A 20,988-nucleotide genomic window follows, 5' to 3' on the forward strand; every position below is an offset into this window, starting at 1 on the left:
AGTCGTTTAAGCCCGCTGGACGGCCGAGTCCAGCCGCATCGGCAGGCCGGCCCTGGCCATATGCGCCTTGGCTTCGGCGATTGTGTAGGTGCCGAAATGGAAGATTGAGGCGGCAAGCACGGCGGCCGCATGGCCGTCGTGGATGCCTTCGACCAGGTGATCGAGCGTTCCGACGCCGCCCGATGCGATCACCGGCACGCGCACCGCGTCGGCAATCGCCCGGGTGAGCGCAAGGTCGTAGCCCTCCTTGGTGCCGTCGCGGTCCATCGAGGTCAAAAGGATCTCGCCGGCGCCGCGCTCGACCATGCGCCGTGCGAAGTCGACGGCGTCGATGCCCGTCTTTTCGCGCCCGCCATGGGTGAAGATCTCCCAGCGGTCGGCCTCGCCTTGCGCCGATACCTTCTTGGCGTCGATCGCCACGACGACGCACTGGTTGCCGAACTTATCGGCCGCTTCCGCGACGAAATCCGGGTTCTTCACCGCCGCCGTGTTGATCGATACCTTGTCGGCGCCGGCCAGGAGCAGCTTGCGGATATCGGCCACCTGGCGCACGCCGCCGCCTACGGTGAGCGGCATGAAGCACTGCTCGGCCGTACGGGCGACCACATCGAAGATCGTCTCGCGGTTGTCGGACGATGCGGTAATGTCGAGGAAGCAGAGCTCGTCGGCGCCGGCAGCGTCATACGCCTTGGCGGCCTCGACGGGGTCGCCGGCATCGACGAGATCGACGAAATTGACCCCTTTGACCACGCGGCCGTTCTTGACGTCGAGGCAGGGGATGACGCGGGCCTTGAGCATCACTTGCCCTCCAGCGTCGAGAGCAGATCGACCACCAGCGCGCCGACCAGCGGCGGCACGTCGCCCCTGGGATCGAAGGCCGGATCGTAGGCGGAGATGGTGAGCCCGGCGATGGCGAGCGGCCCGGCGAGGCCGCACATAGCGGTACGTATCTGCTCCGGCGCCGGACCGCCGGGCGTGGTGTAGCGATTGGCCTGCAGCTTCTCGGGGTCGTGCACGTCGAGATCGACATGCATGTGGACCTGGCGTGCACCGTCGGCCTTCAGCCTTTGCGCCGCGCTCTTCCAGTCCGGGCATTCGGTCCGGATGATCGGCAGCTTCTCCAGCAGTTCCTTTTCCGCGCTGTCGAGGTCGCGCGCATTGACCAGAACGCAACGCGCCGGATCGACCGGCCTGAAACCCGGGATCTGCGCCGCCATCGATCGCCAGCACAGGCCCAGCACGGTGGCCAGCGCCATGCCGTCGAGAAAGCCCGTTGTGGTGGTTTCCGGCGTGTTGAGGTCGCCATGCTGGTCGGCCCAGATGATGGCGTCGGCGCCGGCACCGGCCACGGCGCCGGCGGCGGTCAGGCAGTTTCCGGCCAGCACGATCGGAAACCGTTTCCTGTCCAGCGCCATGCGGACTTCGCCGGAAACGGCGTTGCAGACGGCAAATCCGGTGCCGATCTCGCGCTCGGCTTCGTCCTCGACCACCTTGCCGATGTCGCTCACCTCGACATCGTGGCCGGCGAGCTTCAGCGCCTCGGCCAGCCCGCCCGAAATCAGCGCGTCTGGGCCCTGGCCGCAGCCGCCGTGGAAATGGCCGCTGTCATAGGAGGCCAGGATGATCGAAATGTTCACTATTCTGCCTCCGCCCGCTCGCCGCGCAGGATCGCCAGCGCCCCGGCCGGGTCGATACGTCCGTCATATAGGGCCCGTCCGGAGATCGCGCCTTCGAGTTTTTGCGCATCCGGCATGGTCATGCGCACGATGTCGGCGATCGAGGCGAGGCCGCCGGAGGCGATCACCGGAATCGACACGGCCTCGGCGAGGTCGATGGTCGAATCCCAGTTGATGCCGGTCAGCACGCCGTCGCGGTCGATGTCGGTGTAGATGATGGCGGCCACGCCCGCGCCCTCGAATTTCTTGGCGAGCTCGATGACGCCGAGCTCGGAGGCCTCGGCCCAGCCTTCGACCGCGACCTTGCCGCCCTTGGCGTCGATGCCGACCGCTATTTTCCCGGGAAATGCCTTGCAGGCCTCCTTGACCAGGTCGGGTTCGCGCACCGCCACGGTGCCGAGGATAACGCGCGTCAGGCCGCGATCCAGCCAGTCTTCGATCTGCGGCAGGGTGCGGATGCCGCCGCCGAGCTGCACCGGGTTCTTCGTCGCCTTCAGGATGGCGCCGACCGCTGCGCTATTGACGCTCTGGCCCTCGAAGGCGCCGTTGAGGTCGACGACATGCAGCCATTCGAAGCCCTGGTCCTCGAAGGCCTTGGCCTGCGCGGCGGGATCGTCGTTGTAGATGGTGGCGGTGGCCATGTCGCCGTGCTTCAGGCGCACGCATTGGCCGTCCTTGAGGTCTATCGCCGGAAACAGGATCATGGATCAGACGCCCTCGACGATGACGAAATGGCCTGTCGAAGCGGCGAGCCGGAACTTCGAGGCGTGCTGATATTCAGGCGAATGATAGCATTCGACCGCCTTGTCGTAGGACTCGAACTCCACCAGCACGTGACGGTTGCCGGTCGCTCCTTCCGGACTCTCGTAGCGTCCCGCGCGGACCGCGAACTTCGCGCCGTATTTCGCGAAGGCGACGGCATTCGCTTCGATATACTGCTTGTAGACGTCCGGATCGCGGATATCGATCATCGCCATCCAATAGCCCTTGTTGCTCAATTTCAGGGCCTCCATTTCAGGAAATTGGTGATCAGCGCCAGGCCGAGCGCCTGGCTCTTCTCGGGATGGAACTGCGTACCGGCAAGGTTGTCGCGCGCCACCGCCGCCGTCACCGCGCCGCCGTAGTCGGTCGTCGCCAGCACTTCGCCGGAATTCTTCGCGTCCAGATGATAGGAATGGACGAAATAGGCGTGCAGCCCTTTCGGACCGGTCTCAATGCCTGAAAACAGCGGGTGCTTGCGTTGGAGTTCGATCGTATTCCAGCCGATCTGCGGGATCTTCAGCGCCGGATCGGAAGGTTGGATCTCCTTGACGTCGCCGGCGATCCAGCCAAAGCCTTTGGTGATGGTCTTCTCCAACCCGCGTTGCGACATCAGTTGCATGCCGACGCAGATACCGAGGAAAGGCCGGCCCTTGGCGATTGCCGCCTCCTCCACTGCCTCCCACATGCCTGACACGGCATGCAGGCCGGCGGCGCAGTCGGCAAAGGCGCCGACGCCCGGCAGCACGATGCGGTCGGCGGAACGCACGCGCTCGGCCTCGGCCGTCAGCTCGATCGTCGCGGCAAGGCCCGCCTCATGCGCGGCGCGCTCGAAAGCCTTGGTGGCCGAGCGCAGATTGCCCGAGCCGTAATCGATGATGGCCACCCGCATGTCAGGGCCTTCCAGGTGTATGGGTCAGGCCGAGCGCCATGCCTGTCTGCGGCGGACGTGCCTGCGATGCATCCGGCACGATGCGCGGCAGGACTGGCGGCGCCTCGCTCACCTCGCCGGTTTCCAACGCATGGCGCGTCTCGGCATCGGCGAGATTGCCGGCCTCGATCACGCCCCATTCGCGCCAGCCGCGCCGCCGCAGCGAGGCGATCCGCAAGCCCTGGCCTTCGAAGCCGACATAGAGCGAGACCAGCAGCGACAGCAGCGATCCGGTCCCTTCGAGTCCGAGCCTCTCGCCGGCCACCGACAGGAGCGCAATGATGATGAAGGTCAGGGCCGCCTCGATCCACATCCGGTGCCAGGCAAGCCAGAGCGGCGCGACCAGGAAACCCAGCCAGGTGAAGCTGTCGCGCACGAAACTTGCGTCCTCGGCTTTGTTGCCGGCCGGCGGCGCCATCACGACATAGATCGCCATAGGGCTATCCTTTCAGCGATCCCTTGGTGGACGGCACGGCATCCGGCTGGCGCGGATCGGGTTCCAGTGCCGCGCGCAAGCTGCGCGCCACCGCCTTGAAGCAGGTTTCGGCAATGTGATGATTGTTGGCGCCGTAGTGGTTGGTCACATGCAGCGTGATGCCGGCATTCTGCGCCAGCGCCTGGAAGAACTCCCGCACCAGCTCGGTGTCGAACGTGCCGATCTTCGGCGACGAGAAGCCGACATTCCAGACCAGGAAAGGCCGGCCGGAGACATCGATCGCCGCCCTAGTGAGCGTCTCGTCCATGGCAAGGTCGATCGAAGCATAGCGCATGATGCCGCGCCGTTCGCCCAGCGCCTTGCTCAGCGCCTGGCCGATCGCGATGCCGGTGTCCTCGACCGTGTGGTGATCGTCGATATGCAGGTCGCCCTTGGCCTTGACCGTCATGTCGATCAGCGAATGCCGCGACAGCTGGTCGAGCATATGGTCGAAGAAGCCGACGCCGGTCGAAATGTCGGATTTCCCCTTGCCGTCGACATCGACGGAGACCGAAATCTCGGTTTCCTTGGTCTTGCGGCTGACTTCCGCCGAACGCGTCATCGCTTTGTCCTTGTTGCCCTGCTCGGAGGCGCCAGGGCTTGAAAACGAAAGCCTTCTACCAGCATGATCCGGCGATTGCCAGTTGCCATTCCGGCCGCTATCGGCGCTCGGGCGAGGGGCGGTTTGCAATCGTTGGCCTTGTGCATACATATGGCCGATCAAACTCACTCGTACCGCGCCAATCGCCTTTTCAAGGGATAGCGCGCATCGGAGCTCAAATGTCGAATGAACTCACCATGCACGCCACGACCATCATCAGCGTGCGCAAGGGCAACAAGGTCGTGATCGCCGGCGACGGCCAGGTCAGCCTCGGTCAGACGATCATGAAGGGCAATGCCCGCAAGGTGCGCCGCATCGGCAAGGGCGGCAGCGTCATTGCCGGCTTCGCGGGCGCTACCGCCGACGCCTTCACCCTGCTCGAGCGGCTCGAAGCCAAGCTCGAACAATATCCGGACCAGCTGACGCGCGCCTGCGTCGAGCTCGCCAAGGACTGGCGCACCGACCGCTATCTGCGCCGGCTGGAAGCCATGATGCTGGTCGCCGACAAGTCGGTCTCGCTGGCGCTGACCGGCAATGGCGACGTCCTGGAGCCCGAACATGGCGTCATGGCCATTGGTTCCGGCGGCAATTACGCGCTGGCCGCGGCCCGTGCGCTGATCGACACCGACAAGGATGCCGAGGAGATCGCCCGCAAGGCCATGCAGATCGCGTCCGACATCTGCGTCTACACCAACAACAATTTTGTTGTCGAAACGCTCGATGCCGCCTGAACGACCATGATCCTGAACCGAAGGATCGCGAAAGCGAAAGGTGGCCGCCGGTTTTCAGACAAGATCATGGTCGAACCAGCAGATACATATGATTTTCGGCCGGTTACGGAAAAAGACCTGCCGATGATCGCCGGTTGGCTGCGCGAGCCGCATGTCGCTCAATGGTGGGACGATCCGGAAAAGGAAATCGCCGAGATCCGCGAGCATATCGATTCGGTCTCGGTGGAGCCGCTGATCGTCGAGCTCGACGGCAGGCCGATCGCCTATCTGCAGAGCTATGATCCGCATATGGAGGACGATCATCCTTATGCTGACCAGCCCTTCGGCACGCTGGGTATCGATCTCACGATCGGCCCACCGGAACTGGTCGGCATCGGTCATGGCTCGGCCATCGTGCGCCAGTTCGTCGAGGAGCTGTTCGAGGAAGGCGCGCCGCGCGTCATCATCGATCCGCATCCCGACAATGGCCGCGCCATCCGCGCCTATGAGAAGGCCGGCTTCAGGCCGATCGGGCGCAGGCATTCGCAATATGGGGACGCCGTGCTGATGGCCGTCGATGCGGCCGACGACGATGAAAATCTGGGGGACTGAGGCAATGACCGCATCTGGAGAGGACAAGACGCTTTCGGCCTACGAAGACAGCTGGCGCATGGGCCTGCTGCTCGTGCTCGCTTTGATCGTCTTCCAGGCAGGCACCCTGTACGGCATGGGCCATCCGCCGATCTGCACCTGCGGCTATGTCAAGCTCTGGCACGGCGTGGTCAACAGCTCGGAGAATTCCCAGCACATCGCCGACTGGTACACCTTCTCGCACATCATCCACGGCTTCCTGTTCTATGCGCTGACCTGGGCGCTGTTCCCGCGCTCGCCGATCGGGCTGAGGCTCGCCTTCGCCGTCCTCATCGAAGGCGGCTGGGAGATCCTGGAAAACAGCCCCTTCATCATCGAGCGCTACCGCGCCGGCACCATCTCGCTGAACTATTACGGCGATTCGATCATCAACTCGGTGTCCGACACGCTGTTCATGGCGCTGGGATTTGTGATGGCGCGAAAGCTACCTATATGGGTGATCGTGGCCCTGGCGCTCATCTTCGAGCTCGGCACGGGTTACATCATCCGGGACAATCTGACGCTCAACGTGATCATGCTGCTGCATCCGTTCGAGTTTATCAGGCAGTGGCAAAGTGGAATTTGAGTAATATGAGCACCTTTTCTCCCCGCGAAATCGTTTCGGAACTCGACCGCTTCATCATCGGCCAGAAGGACGCAAAGCGCGCCGTGGCCATCGCCTTGCGCAACCGCTGGCGCCGCCAGCAGCTGGAAGGCCAGATGCGCGAAGAGGTGATGCCGAAGAACATCCTGATGATCGGCCCGACCGGCGTCGGCAAGACCGAGATCTCGCGCCGTCTGGCTCGGCTCGCCGGCGCCCCCTTCGTCAAGGTCGAGGCCACGAAATTCACCGAGGTCGGCTATGTCGGCCGCGATGTCGAGCAGATCGTGCGCGACCTTGTCGAGGTCGCCATCGGCCTGACGCGCGAGAAGATGCGCGAGGATGTCGCCGCGCGCGCCCAGATCAACGCCGAGGAGCGCGTGCTGGAAGCGCTGGTCGGCAAGACGGCGAGCCCGGCGACCCGCGACTCCTTCCGCAAGAAGCTGCGCGACGGCGAGCTCGACGACAAGGAGATCGAGATCGAGGTGGCCGACACCGGCAATGGCGGCATGCCCGGCTTCGAGATTCCCGGCATGCCGGGCGCCAATGTCGGCGTGCTCAACATCAACGACATGCTGTCGAAGGCGATGGGTGGCCGCAGGACCAAGACCCGCAAGACCACGGTGCGCGATTCCTATGCGCTGCTGGTCAATGACGAGTCCGACAAGCTGCTCGACCAGGACGAGGTGGTGCGCAGGGCGCTGGAATCGGCCGAGAATGACGGCATCGTCTTCCTCGACGAGATCGACAAGATCGCCGCCAGGAGCGACATTTCGGGCGGCCCGTCGCGTGAGGGCGTGCAGCGCGACCTGCTGCCGCTGGTCGAAGGCACCACTGTCGCGACTAAATATGGGCCGATCAAAACCGACCATATATTGTTCATCGCGTCGGGCGCCTTCCACGTCTCCAAGCCTTCGGACCTGTTGCCCGAGCTGCAGGGCCGCCTGCCGATCCGTGTCGAGCTGCGCGCGCTGGAGAAGGCGGATTTCATCCGTATCCTAACCGAGACGGAGGCAAGCCTCATCAAGCAGTATATCGCGTTGATGAAGACAGAAGGCGTTGAGCTGACCTTCACCGACGACGCCATCGATTCGCTCGCCGGCATCGCCGTCGATCTCAACGCCAGCGTCGAGAATATCGGCGCCCGGCGCCTGCAGACGGTGATGGAGCGTGTGCTGGATGAGATTTCCTACGACGCGCCCGACCGCCACGGCACGGCCGTCACCATCGACGCCGCCTATGTCGAGAAGCATGTCGGCGACCTGTCGCGCAACACCGACCTGTCGCGGTTCATCCTTTAAGCTCTATCTGGGTTTCGGGCTGGCCTTCGCGCCGGCCTGAAACGCCCTTCCAATGCCCGGATTTCGGGCCGGCTCAGGCCGGCCTGAAACCCCTTCCAATGCAAAGTGTGGCCAAATGGAAGCATCTGGCCACGATTTTTGACGGGAGCTCGAAGCCTTCTCTCGACTCTGCCATGCGCTTTACCTAGTTTGCCGCGCACTCGAAAGCGGCGGCGTATGAAGAAACTTATCCTGCTTTTTCTCGGCATGGCCTTGGCGGCGGCGGTGGCAACCGCCGACGCCGCGACCATCGTGCCTCCAGGCAACCGCAACAGCGTGCAGCCGGATATTCCAGGCGCCTCCAGCCGGCGCACCCAGGCCACCAACACCACTTTCCAGGCCAAGTACCGCAAGGTCTACGCGCTCTTGCAGAACGATGCCGAATTGCGCGGCAAGATCAGGAAGGTGGCGGCTGCCTACGGCATCGACCCGATGCATATCGTCGGCGCCATCGTCGGCGAGCATACCTACAATGTCGACGCCTACGACCGTCTGCAGACTTATTACGTCAAGGCGATCTCGTACCTGTCGAGCAAGCTCTCCTTCGCCTATCACGGCGAGGACATCTCGGATTTCATCCAGCGGTCGGAATTCAAGAAATGCGCCGGCGCGGACGACAGCTACGACCTTTGGGAGTGCCGCGAGCAGGTCTGGAACCATTCCTTCCGCGGCAAGACGGTGGGCGGCGAGGATTTCCCCAACGACCGCTTCGGCGCCACCTTCTTCCAGCCTTATTACGCCGGCCAGACCTTCGGCCTCGGCCAGTTGAACCCGTTGACCGCGCTGCAGATGAGCGACCTCGTGCACAAGGTCTCGGGCCTGCCGAAGCTTGACGTCGATGACCCCAACACCGTCTACAAGACCATCATGGATCCCGACCTGACGCTGCCTTACGTCGCCGCGACCATCAAGAAGTCGATCGACGCGTATCGCAGCATCGCCGGCTTCGACATCTCAAAGAATCCCGGCCTGACCGCCACGCTCTACAATGTCGGCAACCCCGAACAGCGTGCCTATGCGCTGAAGGCCGAGAACGAAAAGCGCCGCGCCGAAGGCCAAGCCGAAAAGCTGCCGGAGGAAAACTATTACGGCTGGCTGGTCAACGACAAGCTGGATGAGCTGAAGGCGCTGTTTTAGCCGGGTCCATCATGCCGCCAGCAGCGACTTCAGCTTGACCGCTTGCGCGCCGAGCGCTTCCGGCGCCGGGCTCGCCCGCTTGGCGATCAGCATTTCCGCCAGCCGGATGTCGCGCGCCACCGCATTGCCGGGGCCGATGCCGCTGGCGGCGACCAGCCTGCCGTCCTCGGCCAGATGGAACAGGATGAAGGCGCCGTCGTCGAGGTCGCGCCGCACGATGCTCTTGCCTTCGTCGGACAGCCCGGCGATCTGCAGGGTCAGCCCATATTGATCCGACCAGAACCACGGCACGGCGGCATGCGCCTCGCCGGCCCCTAGCATGTTCTTGGCGGCTAAGGCGCCCTGTTCCTGCGCGTTGCGCCAGGCTTCGAGACGCACGCGCCGGCCGCCATAGACGGCGAGCGGGAACGAGCAGCAATCGCCGGCGGCGAAGATGTCCGGATCGGCGGTGCGCAAATGCTCGTCCACGGCGATGCCGTTGTCGATTGCGAGCCCGGCTTCGGCGGCAAGCGCCGTCACCGGGACGGCGCCGATGCCGATCACCACGAGATCCGCAACGATCCGCTGCCCGTCGGCCAGTGTGATGGCGACTTCCTTGCCGTCGTCGGCGATCGCCGCGATCCCCTGGCCGGTGCGGATCGTAACGCCCTCGGCCTCATGCGCCTTATGGATGATCTCGGCGATCTCGGCCGGCACGCCGCGCATCAGGATGCGCGGCTGCGCCTCGATGACGGTGACCGTTGCGCCGAGCTTGCGTGCCGAGGCGGCAAGCTCCAGGCCGATGAAGCCGCCGCCGATGATGGCGACACGGTTGCCGGCGCTGAGATGGGCGCGGATGGCCAAGGCGTCGTTGAAGGTCCTGAGATAGACACAACGGCCTCCAAGGCCCGGCATCGGCAGCTGGCGCGGCACCGAGCCTGTCGCCAGCAGCAGCTTATCGTAGGAAAGGGAGGATCCGTCCGACAGCTGCACGACATGCCCGGCACGATCGATCGCGACCGCCCGGGCGGAGTGTATGTGGCGGATCGAGCGTTCGGCGAACAGCGCGTCGGTGGCGATCGCCTTGATGGCCGGCGCCGTCCCGGTCATCGCTTCCTTCGACAGCGGCGGCCGCTCGTAAGGCAAATGCGGCTCGTCGCCGACCAGCGTCACCGGCCCTTCGAAACCCAGATCGCGCAGGGCGAGCGCGGCGCGCCCGCCGCATTCGCCTGCTCCGATGATCAGCATCCCCGCCTGCATGGTCTCATCCGATCTGGATCAGGATTTTTCCGGCATCGACCTTGACCGGATAGGTCTTGAGGTTGACGCAGACCGGCGCGCCGCGCGCGTCACCGGTCTTGTAGTTGAAGCGGCCATTGTGCTTCGGGCATTCGATGATGTCATCCATCACCAGCCCGTCGGCCAGATGCACCTTTTCATGCGTGCACAGGCCGTCGGTCGCGAAATATTCGTCGTCGGGGCTGCGGTAGATGGCGAAGGTGCGGCCGCTATGGTCGAACCGCATCACGTCCTCCTCGTCGATGTCTCCGGCCGCGCAGGCCTCGACCCAGTCGCTCATCTCGTCCTCCGCGAAAATCGGTTGGTTAAGCTCTTCGGCAGATCATTCGGCCGCGGCTGCCACCGGATTGTCGTTGTGCAGCTCTTCCCGGTAGGGCTTCGCCGTCGGCGGCAGTGCACGCTTGAGGAAATAATCCTCGTTGCGCAGCTGGCGCAGGAAGGCCGGGATCATCTCGCGATAGCCGGCCAGGATCGATGGCGTCGGCGCCGGCAGATCGTGCTTGATCATCTCGTGCAGCTTCGGCAGCGCGTGATAGGGCACCATCGGGAACATGTGATGCTCCACATGGTAGTTCATGTTCCAGTAGATGAAGCGGCTGACCGGGTTCATGTAGACGGTGCGGCTGTTGAGCCGATGGTCGATGACATTGTCGGCGAGGCCGCCATGCTGCAGCAGGCCGGTCATCACGTGATGCCAGGCGCCATAGAGGCGGGGCAGGCCGACCAGCATCAGCGGCAGCCACGAATGCAGATAGAGCGCCAAAGCGATGGTCGCGAGATAGATGGCGAGCCAGATGCGGGCCACGCGGATCGCCTTCGGCTGTTCCTGCAGGGGAATGAAGGTCTTTTCCGCCGCGCTGATGACGCCCGCGGCGTTGCGGACCATGCCGACCATGGCATGCCAGGCGTCGAGAATGCCGAAGAAGTTGAGCACCACGCGCAAAAGGTCCGGCGGGCGCATGACGGCGATCTCCGGGTCGCGGCCGACGATGATCGTGTCGGTATGGTGGCGCGTATGGCTCCAGCGCCAGGTCACCGGGTTGCGCATGATCATGAAACAGGCGAGCTGGTAGACGGCATCGTTCATCCACTGCGTGCGGAAGGCCGTGCCGTGGCCGCATTCGTGCCAGCGGGAATCGGTCGAGGAGCCGTAGAGCGTGCCGTAGACGAAGAAGAACGGCACGCACCACCAGCTGCCCCAGAACCAGATGCCGCCCGCGGCGCTGACGATGAACGCGGTCAGCCAGATGATGGTGTCGCGGATCGCCGGTTGGTCCGAGCGCTGCATCAGCTCCTTCATCTGCTTGCGCGGGATCTCGGTGTGGTACCACTCGGCCGCAGCCAGCCCGTTCTCGACCGCGAGCCTAGCGTCTCGCCCGGTCAGGCTGTAATCGCGCGGCGACGCCGCCGAAGACGTGATTGCCGTCATTGGGATTCCTCCGCCAGCGCCTTGGCGGCCGCCCCGACCGTGCAGGGCTCGCGCATCGCTGACTATCGGCTTCAGCATAGCCGGAAGGTCTGATAGTCTCAACATCAAGAAGATAGTTTCTATCATTTCCTATCAGAATGAGATATCCTTAATCGGACAAGCGAGGAACCATTCATGGCAAAGCGGCCGACCATCACCGATCTCGCGCGGGTCTCCGGCGTCAGCGTCGCCACTGTCGACCGGGTGCTGAACAGCCGTCTGCCGGTGCGCGAGGAGACGGCGCGCCGGGTCTATGACGCCGCCACCGAGATCGGTTATCATGCGGCCGGGCTGATCAAGCAGCGCATGCGCCAGGAATTGCCGGAATACCGGCTTGGCTTCCTGCTGCTCAGGGGCAATGATGTCTTCTACGGCGATTTCGCCAGGGAGCTTGAGCTGGCAGTCGCGCAATCGCAACGCTTTCGCGGCGTTGCGACGGTCGATTTCGCCGCCTCGCTGGCGCCCGACGAGATCGCCGCCCAGATGCGCAGCCTGGCGGCGAAGTCGAGAGCCATCGCCGTCGTCGGCCCTGATCATCCGACGCTGACGGCGGTCGTGGAGGCGCTGAAGGGGAGGGGCCAGCCGGTCTTCTCGCTGCTGTCGGATTTTGCCGCCGGCATCCGCGAAGGCTATGTCGGGCTCGACAACCGCAAGGTCGGGCGAAGCGCGGCCTGGATGATCGCCAAGGCCGCCAGGAAGCCCGGCAAGGTCGCGCTCTTCGTCGGCAGCCACCGCTTCCACGGCCATGAGCTGCGCGAGATCGGCTTCCGCTCCTATTTTCGCGAGCATGCGCCGGACTTCACCGTGATGGAGACGCTGGTCAACCTCGAGGCCAACGACGTGACGCATGACGCCATGCTCGATCTACTGGCGCGCCATCCCGATCTTGCCGGCTGCTACGTCGCCGGCGGCGGCATGGAAGGCGCGGTCTCGGCGCTGCGGACGGCGCGCCCGGCCGAGATGCCGGTCGTCATCTGCAACGAGATCAATGCCGTCTCGCGCGCCGCGCTTGCCGACAACATCCTCACCATGGTGATCTCAACGCCGCTCGCGGCGCTCTGCCGGGAACTCGTCGGGCTGATGGCCCATGCCATCGAAAGCGGCGCTGCCAATGCGCCGGGGCAGACCTTCCTGCCTTTCGACATCTATCTGCCGGAAAACATCTAGGCGCCTATAGCGAAGTAACCCGTGTGATAGAATCTATCAGGCTGATGGATTCTTTCATCGCGGTTCATGCGGATTCGGGCACAAGTTTCGACGATTTTTGGTCTTCGTCACGTCGATAGTGATCGAAAACCGGCCGCCTCGGTCGGAATCGCCCTTGACGTTTCCAAAACGAAATGGAATGAATATTTCACTAACTAGGCTTTTTGGTTCTTTCGTTCCGGAACGTCTGTTCGAACGGAAGAAGAGGCGTTCCAATCAATTTGGCGACGCCGCATGGTCGCAGGGAGAGATTCCCCGGGCAAACCGGGGATTCCGGTTCAATGGGTGCAGCCGGACACCAAGTGGAGGAGAATAAAATGAAGAAACTTCTTTTGGGCGTCGCGCTTTCGGCGCTGATGTGTTCATCCGCCTTCGCCGCCAAGATCGGCGTTTCGATGGCTCTTTTCGACGACAACTTCCTCACCGTGCTGCGCAACGGCATGATCGCGCAGGCCAAGGGCATGAGCGGCGTCGAGCTGCAGGTCGAGGACGCGCAGAACGACGTCGCCAAGCAGCTCGACCAGATCAAGAACTTCGCCGCCTCGGGCGTCGACGCCATCATCGTCAACCCGGTCGACACCTCGGCCACGCAGGCCATGTCGGACGCGGCCGCCGCTGCCAAGATCCCGCTGGTCTATGTCAACCGCCAGCCGGTCAATGTCGACACGCTGCCCGACAATCAGGCCTTTGTCGCCTCGAACGAAGCCGAATCCGGCACGCTCGAGACCAAGGAAGTCTGCCGCCTATTCAAGGAAGCCGGCAAGAAGGAAGCCAATGTCTATGTGATCATGGGTGAGCTCTCCAACCAGGCCGCGGTGCAGCGCACCAAGGACATCGAGGAAGTGATCGCCACGCCGGACTGCAGCTTCATCAAGATCATCGACAAGCAGACCTCGAACTGGAAGCGCGACGAAGCGCAGAACCTGATGACCAACTGGCTGTCGTCGGGCAAGCCGTTCGACGGCGTCATCGCCAATAATGACGAAAGCGCCATCGGCGCCATCCAGGCGATGAAGGCCGCCAACATCGACATGAAGTCGGTCGTCGTCGGCGGCGTCGACGCCACCCAGGATGCGCTGGCCGCGATGCAGGCGGGCGATCTCGACGTGACCGTCTTCCAGGACGCGGCCGGCCAGGGCGCCGGCGCGCTCGACGCCGCGCTGAAGCTCGCCAAGGGCGAAAAGGTGGAACACAAGGTCTACATCCCGTTCCAGCTCGTCACCCCCGCGAACATCGACAAGTTCTTGAAGAAGAACTGAGCCGCGCCCGCGCAATTCCGGGAAATCACGCAGCGATTTTCCGTATGGGATTGCGAGAACGGACGCGGAGTGGTGCCGCGACGCATCGGACTGGCTGAAATCGGCTGCTGACGAAGCGGCGCCGCTCTGTTCCTCTCCCGCCCGACCGGGCGGGAGAACGGGCGCGGTCACTCGGAGGAAGAAGACGTGTCACAGACATCGCATGGCATTGGCGGGCTGAGCTATGACGCCAAGAAGCGCCCATGGCCGGCCGAGTTCAACGTGTTCCTGGCGCTGGTCATCTTGGTCGGCGCCTTCGAACTGATCGGCCGCGTCTTCCTCGGCGACAGCTTCCTGTTCAACACCCGCGAGAACGTCTCCGGGCTTTTCAACGAGCAGCGCCTGCAGATCATCATCCTGCAGGTTTCGATCGTCGGCATCATCGCCATCGGCGTCACCCAGGTCATCATCTGCGGCGGCATCGACCTCTCCTCGGGCTCGATCGTCGGCGCCACCGCCATGATCGCCATGAGCTTCGCCCAGGTTGCGACCGTCAACGGCAATCCCAATCCCAAGGCGATGTTCATCAATTTTGGCTGGACCGACCTGCCGGTCATCGTGCCGCTCCTGGTCGCGATCGGCTGCGGCCTGATCGCCGGCCTGATCAATGGCTTCCTCATCGCCTACACGCGCATTCCACCTTTCATCGCCACGCTCGGCATGATGGTCACGGCGCGCGGCATCGCCAAATGGTGGTCGAAGGGCCAGCCGATCTCGTTCCCGACCGATAGTTTCGCGGCCATTGGCAAGGGCCTGATGCCTGTCGTCATCTTCATCTCGCTGGCGATCCTGTTCCAGCTGATTTTGACCTACACGAAATACGGCAAGCACTGCTACGCCATCGGCTCCAACGAGGATGCCGCGCGCATGTCCGGCATCAAGATCGCCAATCATAAGGTGCTGGTCTATGCCATCGCCGGTATCCTGGCCGCGATCGCAGCGGTGGTGCTGTCCTCCAAGAACCTTACCGCCCAGGCCGGCATGGGCGTCATGTACGAGCTCGACGCCATCGCCATGGCGGTCATTGGCGGCGTTTCGCTGTCGGGCGGCCGCGGCTCCATCATCGGCACCGTCATCGGTTCGCTGATCTTCGGCGTCATCATTTCCGGCTTCACCTTCCTGCGCCTCGACGCCTATTATCAGGAGATGGTCAAGGGCGTGATCATCGTCGGCGCTGTCGTTCTCGATCAATGGCGCCAGCGCCGCCGCGCGATAGGAGCATGACCATGTCGGACATCGTTCTGAAGACCGAAAACCTCACCAAGCATTATGGCGGCGTGCACGCGCTGCAGGAGGCGAATTTCGAGCTGCGCAAGGGCGAGCATGTCGCCATCATGGGCGACAACGGCGCCGGCAAGTCGACCTTCGTGCGCCAGATCACCGGCGTCGAGCAGCGCACCGACGGGAAGATCTGGTTCGACGGCAAGGAAGTGAACTTCGCCGGCCCGATCGAGGCGCGCGAGGCGGGCATCGAGACGGTGTTCCAGAACCTTGCGCTGGCCGATGATCTCGATGTGCCGTCGAACCTGTTCCTCGGCCGCGAGAAGGTGCTTTTCAATCTCGGGCCTTTCTCCATTCTCGACCGAAAGGCGATGCGCAAGGCGACGGAGGCAGCGCTTGTCCGCACCGCGGTGAAGATCCCGAACCTGTCCAGCACCATCCGCCACATGTCGGGCGGCCAGCGCCAGTGCGTGGCGATCGCCAGGACCGCGACTTTCGCCTCCAAGCTGATCATCATGGACGAGCCGACGGCGGCGCTTGGCGTGCAGGAGACCGCGCAGGTCGAAAACATCATCCGCACATTGAAGGAGAACGGCGAACCGCTGATCCTGGTCAGCCACAACATGCGCCAGGTCTTCGACCTGGTCGACCGTATCGTCGTCTTCCGCCGCGGCCGCATCGTCGCCAACCTGCGCAAGCAGGACACCGACGGCAACGACATCGTCGCCTACATAACCGGCGCCAAGACCGGACAGGCGGAACTGCAGGCCGCCTGACGGCGCGTCGCGACAGGACCAACCAATCTTCCGCGCCGGAAGGCGCGGATATGCCTACAAACCCACCCCTTCGAAGGACATTCCATGACACTCCGTTTCGCTCTTCTCGGCGCCGGCCGTATCGGCAAGGTGCATGCCCGCGCCGTCGCCTCCAATCCGCAGGCCAAACTGGTGGCCGTGGCCGACGCCTTCGAGAAAGCGGCGACGGAACTGGCCTCCGCCTACGGCGCCGAAGTCCGCACGATCGATGTTGTCGAGCAGGCCAAGGACATCGACGCCGTCATCATCTGCACCCCGACGGACACCCATGCCGATCTGATCGAGCGCTTCGCCAAGGCCGGCAAGGCGATCTTCTGCGAGAAGCCGATCGACCTCGACGTCAAACGGGTCGAGCAGTGCCTTGCCGTGGTCGAGAAGACCGGAGCCACGCTGATGGTTGGCTTCAACCGCCGCTTCGATCCGCATTTCGCCGCCGTGCGCAAGGCGATCGACGAGGGCGCCATCGGCACGGTCGAGATGGTCACCATCACCTCGCGCGACCCGGGCGCTCCGCCGCTCGATTACATCGCCCGCTCCGGCGGTATTTTTCGCGACATGACCATCCATGATTTCGACATGGCGCGCTTCCTGCTCGGCGAGGAACCCGTCGCGGTGAGCGCCCACGCTTCCGTGCTGGTTGACAAGAAGATCGGCGAAGCCGGCGATTTCGACTCGGTCAGCGTCATCCTCGAAACCGCCTCCGGTAAGCAGGCCGTCATCTCCAACTCGCGCCGCGCCACCTATGGCTACGACCAGCGCATCGAGGTGCATGGCTCCAAGGGCATGGTCGCGGCCGAGAACCAGCGGCCGGTGTCAATCGAGCTCGCCAACGACAAGGGCTATACACGTCCGCCGCTGCACGACTTCTTCATGACCCGTTACATCGACGCCTACGCCAACGAGATCGCGGCCTTTATTGCCGCGGCAACTGCCGGAAAGAAGGCGGCGCCGAGCGGCAAGGACGGGCTGATCGCGCTGAAGCTGGCCGACGCGGCCTTGCAGTCGGCCAAGACGGGCAAGACCATCCGCGTCGATTGAAATTTGAATACGGATTGAGGAGCACAGCGATGAACGGTTTGGCCGGTCGCAATTCAGAAACGCGCGCCATCGTCACCGGCGGCGCGCAGGGCATCGGCTTCGCGGTTGCGGAAGCCTTGGCGGATGAGGGTTGCCGCGCGCTGGCGCTGATCGGCCGCTCCCAGGAAAAGGGCGACAGGGCGGTCGCGGCGCTGAAGAAGAACGGCGTCGACGCCATCTTCATCAGCGCCGATGTCGCCAAGGTTGCGGACTGCAAGCGCGCCGTCGAGACCGCGATCGAGCATTTCGGAACACTGAACGCGCTGGTCAACGCCGCCGCCACTTCCGCGCGAGGCTCGCTGGTCGAGACATCGGAAGAACTCTTCGACCAGATCTTCGACACCAATGTCCGCGGCCCCTTCTTCCTGATGCAGGGCCTCGTCGCGCATCTCCTGGAGCGCAAGGCGCCGGGCTCGATCGTCAACGTGCTGTCAATGTCGGCGCATGCCGGCCAGTCTTTCCTCACGCCCTATTCGACCAGCAAGGGCGCGCTGATGACGCTGACCAAGAATGTCGCGAGCTCCTATCGCAAGGACCGCATCCGCTGCAACGCGGTGCTGCCGGGATGGATGGACACCGAGGGCGAGGACATCGTGCAGAAAAAGTGGCACGACGCGCCCGACGACTGGCTGGCAAAGGCCGAGGCCGCGCAGCCGATGGGCCAGTTGGTCAAGCCGGCGCAGCTTGCCCGGCTGATCACCTATATGCTGAGCCCCCAGGCCGGCGTCATGACCGGCTCGCTGGTCGATTATGATCAGAACATAGCCGGGGTGATAGGAGAATAAGAGCCGGCGCCGCGGCCAGCCCTTTCTCCCCGTCACTATACGGGGAGAAATGCCTGGCAGGGCAATGAGGGGCAGCGCCAGCATTGACAATTGGCACTTCCAAGCGCGGCCGTCGCTGTTTAGGCGATCACCTTCAGAGGGCAGCATCATCGGCGCGTGACAAACGCCTTCGCATCGACTATATGGGCCGCATGATCCACCTGACCGCCTCGTTTTGGTACTTTTATGACAGCTCGCTGGCGGCGGGAGGATTGCGCTCGATCTGAAAACTCCAGATCAAAAATCCGACAAGCCGCCAGACCTGGCGGCTTTTTTGTTTCAAGCCGGCAGGTCTCCTAAACCAGGAGCAGAAAGCCGTGTTGACCGCCACAGACGACCTTCGGGTCAAGGAACTCAAGGTACTGACCACGCCGGACGAGGTGATGCGCGAGATACCGCGCTCGCTCACGGCGACGCGTACCGTTGCCGCGTCGCGCAACGCCATCCATTCCATCCTGAATGGGGCCGACGATCGACTGGTGGTCATTGTCGGCCCTTGTTCCATCCATGACCCGGTCGCCGCCGTGGACTACGCCAGCCGTCTGGCGGCGCTGCGCGAGGCTCTGGCCGACCGGCTCGAGATCGTCATGCGTGTCTATTTTGAGAAGCCGCGCACCACAGTCGGCTGGAAGGGCCTGATCAACGATCCCGACCTCGACGGCAGCTTCAACATCGACAAGGGGTTGCGCATGGCGCGCAACGTTTTGTCGGCCGTCAACAATCTCGGCCTGCCGGCGGCGACCGAGTTCCTCGACATGACGACGCCGCAATACATCGCCGACCTTGTCGCATGGGGCGCAATCGGCGCGCGCACCACCGAAAGCCAGATCCATCGCGAGCTGGCCTCGGGCCTTTCTTGCCCGGTCGGCTTCAAGAACGGCACCGATGGCAATCTCAGGATCGCCGGCGAGGCGGTGAAGTCTGCCGCCCAGCCGCATCACTTCATGGCGGTGACCAAGGGCGGCCGCAGCGCCATCGCTGCGACCACCGGCAACGAGGATTGCCATGTTATCCTGCGCGGCGGCATCACGCCGAACTATGATGCCGCAAGCGTCGACGCCGCTGCTGCCGAGCTTGGCCGCATCGGCGTCGCGCCGCGGCTGATGATCGATGTCAGCCACGCCAACAGCGCCAAGAAGCCGGAGAACCAGCCGAAGGTCGCGCATGACGTGGCGGGCCAGGTCGCGGCGGGCGACGAGCGCATCATCGGGGTCATGATCGAGAGCAATCTCGTCGCCGGCCGCCAGGATGTCGTGCCTGGCAAGCCGCTGGTCTACGGCCAGAGCATCACCGATGGCTGCATCGACTGGGCGACCACCGAGACGGTCCTGCACGGCCTCGCCGGCGCCGTCGAATGGCGCCGATCGGTGAAGCGCGAGATGCTCGCCAGCCGTCAGGGCGCGGCCTGAGCGAAATGGAGAGGGCGGCGATCACGCCGCCCTCAAGCCTTCCCAGGCCGTGAATATCGAAACGGCAAACAGCAGCAGCCCTGCCGCGCGGCCTGCAAATGTGGTCGCCTTCGGATTGTCGACCAGCAGGCTCCGGCTGCGGCCGGCGGTGACGGCGAGCCCGCCATAGATCGCAGCCTGCGTGGCGACCGTCAGCAATCCCATGATTGTCGCCTGCATCCAGATTGGACCGTAAGCCGGTTTCAGGAATTGCGGATAGACGGCAAGGATGAAGAGATAGGCTTTCGGATTGATCAGGCAGGTGACTAGGCCCTGCCGAAACGCCTTCCAGGCCGAGCGGCTCCCCGAGGGCCCGTCATCGCCGACGGTGATCGAGCTGCGCATCAGCGAAATGCCGATATAGGCCATGTAGGCGGCGCCGGCGATTAGCAGCGGCGTAAACAGGATCGGCACAAAATGCATGAGCAGGCCGACGCCGATCGCGCCGTTCAGCGTGTGCACGGCGCCTCCGAGCATGATGCCGGCGGTCGCGGCCAGGCCCCTGTTGCTGCCGCCGGCCAGCGCATTGGCCAGCACGAACAACATGTCCATGCCCGGAACGGCGATGATGCCGAACAGAAGCACGAAGAACAGCCAGAGGTTTTCGGCATAGCTCATGTCAGTTGCCTGTCGCATTATCCGCTTGCGCGAAAAGGAATCTGTTGCTTTTCAAGCGGGTAGGCGACTCTATAGGTCACTCCAACTGACGGGGATGTGTCAGTTGCGTTCTGATCGGGCCAAGGAAATGCGCAAGGCCTCGCGGCTGTTCGAGATCATCCAGATCCTGCGTCTGGCCAAGAAGCCGGTGACGGCGGCGACGATCGCCGGGCATTTGGAAGTCACCGTACGCTCGGTCTATCGCGACATCGCCGCCCTGCAGGCGATGCGCGTGCCGATCGAGGGCGGGCGCGGCATCGGCTACATATTGCGCCCCGGCTTCGACCTGCCGCCGCTGATGTTTTCCATCGAGGAGATGGAGGCGATCGTGCTGTCCTTGGCGCTGCTCGAGCGCACCGGCGACGAGGAGCTCAAGCAGGCCGCCAAACGCGTCGGCGCCAAGATCGCCGGCGCCGTGCCGCCGCCCTTGCGGCAGACGCTCGACGCCAATGCCCTCCATGCCTGGGGCTTTGCCGCACCCTCCGCTTCCGCCGTCGACCTCGCTCTGGTCCGCCGCGCCATCCGCGACGAGGAGAAGCTAAGCCTCTCCTATCGCGACGAGGCGGGACGGGCGAGCGACCGCATCATCCGCCCGGTCGCGCTGATCTATTATGCCGAGACCGCCAACATCGTCGCCTGGTGCGAGTTGCGGCAGGCCATCCGCAATTTCCGCAGCGACCGAATCGAGGACTGTCGGCCGGGGGGCCTGTGGTTCAAGGGCGAGGGCGACCGGCTGCGGCAGGTCTGGGTCGACGGCTGGGAGATCAACGCCGCGGCCACCGGCGGCAACTGAGGCGTCCTGCCTTGCGATGCAGTGCTGCGCGGTCGACGCGATT

General features: G+C 63.9%; 24 protein-coding genes. 13 read left to right on the plus strand and 11 right to left on the minus strand.

Translation table 11 applies throughout. The features are described 5' to 3' along the window. Positions 1-6 precede the first annotated feature (6 nt). The 7 genes from hisF to hisB are packed head-to-tail and all read right to left on the minus strand — an operon-like array spanning position 7 to position 4,403. Positions 7-801, minus strand: coding sequence for an imidazole glycerol phosphate synthase subunit HisF (gene hisF, locus LB528_RS01795; protein ID WP_224713633.1), 795 nt, complete (start codon positions 799-801; stop codon positions 7-9). Continuing rightward, positions 798-1,637, minus strand: a complete 840-nt coding sequence (locus LB528_RS01800) for an arginase family protein (RefSeq protein ID WP_224713634.1) — start codon at positions 1,635-1,637, stop codon at positions 798-800. Before LB528_RS01800 ends, hisF begins: the two co-directional genes overlap by 4 nt. Beyond that, on the minus strand, positions 1,637-2,380 hold the full coding sequence (gene hisA / locus LB528_RS01805) for a 1-(5-phosphoribosyl)-5-[(5-phosphoribosylamino)methylideneamino]imidazole-4-carboxamide isomerase (protein WP_224713635.1): 744 nt from the start codon (positions 2,378-2,380) through the stop codon (positions 1,637-1,639). The genes LB528_RS01800 and hisA overlap by 1 nt, the downstream gene beginning before the upstream one ends. Positions 2,381-2,383: 3 nt before the next feature. After that, the gene (locus tag LB528_RS01810) at positions 2,384-2,674 is read right to left on the minus strand and encodes a DUF1330 domain-containing protein (protein ID WP_224713636.1); all 291 of its coding nucleotides are present in this window, start codon (positions 2,672-2,674) and stop codon (positions 2,384-2,386) included. A gap of 2 nt (positions 2,675-2,676) precedes the next feature. Then, positions 2,677-3,327 carry an imidazole glycerol phosphate synthase subunit HisH gene (hisH, locus tag LB528_RS01815; protein ID WP_224713637.1) on the minus strand — a complete coding sequence of 217 codons (651 nt, stop codon included), beginning with the start codon at positions 3,325-3,327 and terminating at the stop codon, positions 2,677-2,679. 1 nt (position 3,328) lies between these two features. Beyond that, positions 3,329-3,802 (minus strand): DUF2628 domain-containing protein, encoded by a 474-nt coding sequence (locus LB528_RS01820; RefSeq protein WP_224713638.1) that lies wholly within the window; start codon positions 3,800-3,802, stop codon positions 3,329-3,331. A gap of 4 nt (positions 3,803-3,806) precedes the next feature. Next, the gene (hisB, locus tag LB528_RS01825; protein WP_224514921.1) at positions 3,807-4,403 is read right to left on the minus strand and encodes an imidazoleglycerol-phosphate dehydratase HisB; all 597 of its coding nucleotides are present in this window, start codon (positions 4,401-4,403) and stop codon (positions 3,807-3,809) included. Between the two features lie 218 nt (positions 4,404-4,621). On the opposite strand from hisB, the gene hslV reads away from it, so the two are divergent. The 5 genes from hslV to LB528_RS01850 all read left to right on the plus strand — a co-directional run bounded on the left by hslV (position 4,622) and on the right by LB528_RS01850 (position 8,860). Continuing rightward, a complete protein-coding gene (hslV, locus tag LB528_RS01830; RefSeq protein ID WP_040986886.1) occupies positions 4,622-5,173 on the plus strand; it encodes an ATP-dependent protease subunit HslV in 552 nt (183 codons plus the stop codon). Positions 5,174-5,239: 66 nt separating this feature from the next. After that, positions 5,240-5,764 carry a GNAT family N-acetyltransferase gene (locus LB528_RS01835; RefSeq protein ID WP_224713639.1) on the plus strand — a complete coding sequence of 175 codons (525 nt, stop codon included), beginning with the start codon at positions 5,240-5,242 and terminating at the stop codon, positions 5,762-5,764. A 4-nt stretch (positions 5,765-5,768) separates the two neighbouring features. Then, complete coding sequence (locus LB528_RS01840; protein ID WP_224514925.1) at positions 5,769-6,368, plus strand: DUF2585 domain-containing protein; 600 nt, start codon at positions 5,769-5,771, stop codon at positions 6,366-6,368. A gap of 5 nt (positions 6,369-6,373) precedes the next feature. After that, positions 6,374-7,684 carry an ATP-dependent protease ATPase subunit HslU gene (gene hslU / locus LB528_RS01845; protein WP_224514928.1) on the plus strand — a complete coding sequence of 437 codons (1,311 nt, stop codon included), beginning with the start codon at positions 6,374-6,376 and terminating at the stop codon, positions 7,682-7,684. 216 nt (positions 7,685-7,900) lie between these two features. After that, the gene (locus LB528_RS01850; RefSeq protein WP_224514930.1) at positions 7,901-8,860 is read left to right on the plus strand and encodes a DUF1402 family protein; all 960 of its coding nucleotides are present in this window, start codon (positions 7,901-7,903) and stop codon (positions 8,858-8,860) included. A 9-nt stretch (positions 8,861-8,869) separates the two neighbouring features. Here LB528_RS01850 and LB528_RS01855 read toward each other — a convergent pair whose 3' ends face one another. Genes LB528_RS01855 through LB528_RS01865 form a run of 3 tightly spaced genes read right to left on the minus strand, consistent with a single transcriptional unit; the run spans position 8,870 to position 11,567 of the window. Continuing rightward, positions 8,870-10,099, minus strand: coding sequence for an NAD(P)/FAD-dependent oxidoreductase (locus LB528_RS01855; RefSeq protein ID WP_224713640.1), 1,230 nt, complete (start codon positions 10,097-10,099; stop codon positions 8,870-8,872). A gap of 4 nt (positions 10,100-10,103) precedes the next feature. Beyond that, the gene (locus LB528_RS01860; RefSeq protein ID WP_224514935.1) at positions 10,104-10,418 is read right to left on the minus strand and encodes a MocE family 2Fe-2S type ferredoxin; all 315 of its coding nucleotides are present in this window, start codon (positions 10,416-10,418) and stop codon (positions 10,104-10,106) included. A 42-nt stretch (positions 10,419-10,460) separates the two neighbouring features. After that, complete coding sequence (locus LB528_RS01865; RefSeq protein WP_224713641.1) at positions 10,461-11,567, minus strand: fatty acid desaturase family protein; 1,107 nt, start codon at positions 11,565-11,567, stop codon at positions 10,461-10,463. A gap of 174 nt (positions 11,568-11,741) precedes the next feature. Here LB528_RS01865 and LB528_RS01870 point away from each other — a divergent pair, with 174 nt between their 5' ends. The 7 genes from LB528_RS01870 to LB528_RS01900 all read left to right on the plus strand — a co-directional run bounded on the left by LB528_RS01870 (position 11,742) and on the right by LB528_RS01900 (position 19,456). After that, positions 11,742-12,773, plus strand: a complete 1,032-nt coding sequence (locus LB528_RS01870; RefSeq protein WP_224713642.1) for a LacI family DNA-binding transcriptional regulator — start codon at positions 11,742-11,744, stop codon at positions 12,771-12,773. A gap of 356 nt (positions 12,774-13,129) precedes the next feature. Continuing rightward, positions 13,130-14,071, plus strand: coding sequence for a sugar ABC transporter substrate-binding protein (locus LB528_RS01875; protein ID WP_224713643.1), 942 nt, complete (start codon positions 13,130-13,132; stop codon positions 14,069-14,071). Positions 14,072-14,257: 186 nt separating this feature from the next. Next, a complete protein-coding gene (locus LB528_RS01880; RefSeq protein WP_224713644.1) occupies positions 14,258-15,334 on the plus strand; it encodes an ABC transporter permease in 1,077 nt (358 codons plus the stop codon). A gap of 2 nt (positions 15,335-15,336) precedes the next feature. Continuing rightward, entirely contained in the window at positions 15,337-16,107 is a 771-nt protein-coding gene (locus LB528_RS01885) for an ATP-binding cassette domain-containing protein (RefSeq protein WP_095768022.1), read from the plus strand. A gap of 84 nt (positions 16,108-16,191) precedes the next feature. Further along, entirely contained in the window at positions 16,192-17,184 is a 993-nt protein-coding gene (gene iolG, locus LB528_RS01890) for an inositol 2-dehydrogenase (protein ID WP_224713645.1), read from the plus strand. A gap of 29 nt (positions 17,185-17,213) precedes the next feature. Further along, positions 17,214-18,008 (plus strand): SDR family oxidoreductase, encoded by a 795-nt coding sequence (locus LB528_RS01895; protein WP_224713646.1) that lies wholly within the window; start codon positions 17,214-17,216, stop codon positions 18,006-18,008. A gap of 356 nt (positions 18,009-18,364) precedes the next feature. After that, positions 18,365-19,456 (plus strand): 3-deoxy-7-phosphoheptulonate synthase, encoded by a 1,092-nt coding sequence (locus tag LB528_RS01900; protein WP_224713647.1) that lies wholly within the window; start codon positions 18,365-18,367, stop codon positions 19,454-19,456. Between the two features lie 21 nt (positions 19,457-19,477). Here the strand turns inward: LB528_RS01900 and LB528_RS01905 are convergent, their stop codons facing one another. Continuing rightward, a complete protein-coding gene (locus LB528_RS01905; protein WP_224713648.1) occupies positions 19,478-20,113 on the minus strand; it encodes a LysE family translocator in 636 nt (211 codons plus the stop codon). 127 nt (positions 20,114-20,240) lie between these two features. Between LB528_RS01905 and LB528_RS01910 the strand changes: the two genes are divergently transcribed. After that, positions 20,241-20,945 (plus strand): helix-turn-helix transcriptional regulator, encoded by a 705-nt coding sequence (locus LB528_RS01910; protein ID WP_224713788.1) that lies wholly within the window; start codon positions 20,241-20,243, stop codon positions 20,943-20,945. Positions 20,946-20,988: the final 43 nt, after the last annotated feature.

The sequence above is a fragment of the Mesorhizobium sp. CA4 genome (assembly GCF_020165075.1).
In the GTDB taxonomy this organism is placed as follows: Bacteria; Pseudomonadota; Alphaproteobacteria; order Rhizobiales; family Rhizobiaceae; genus Mesorhizobium.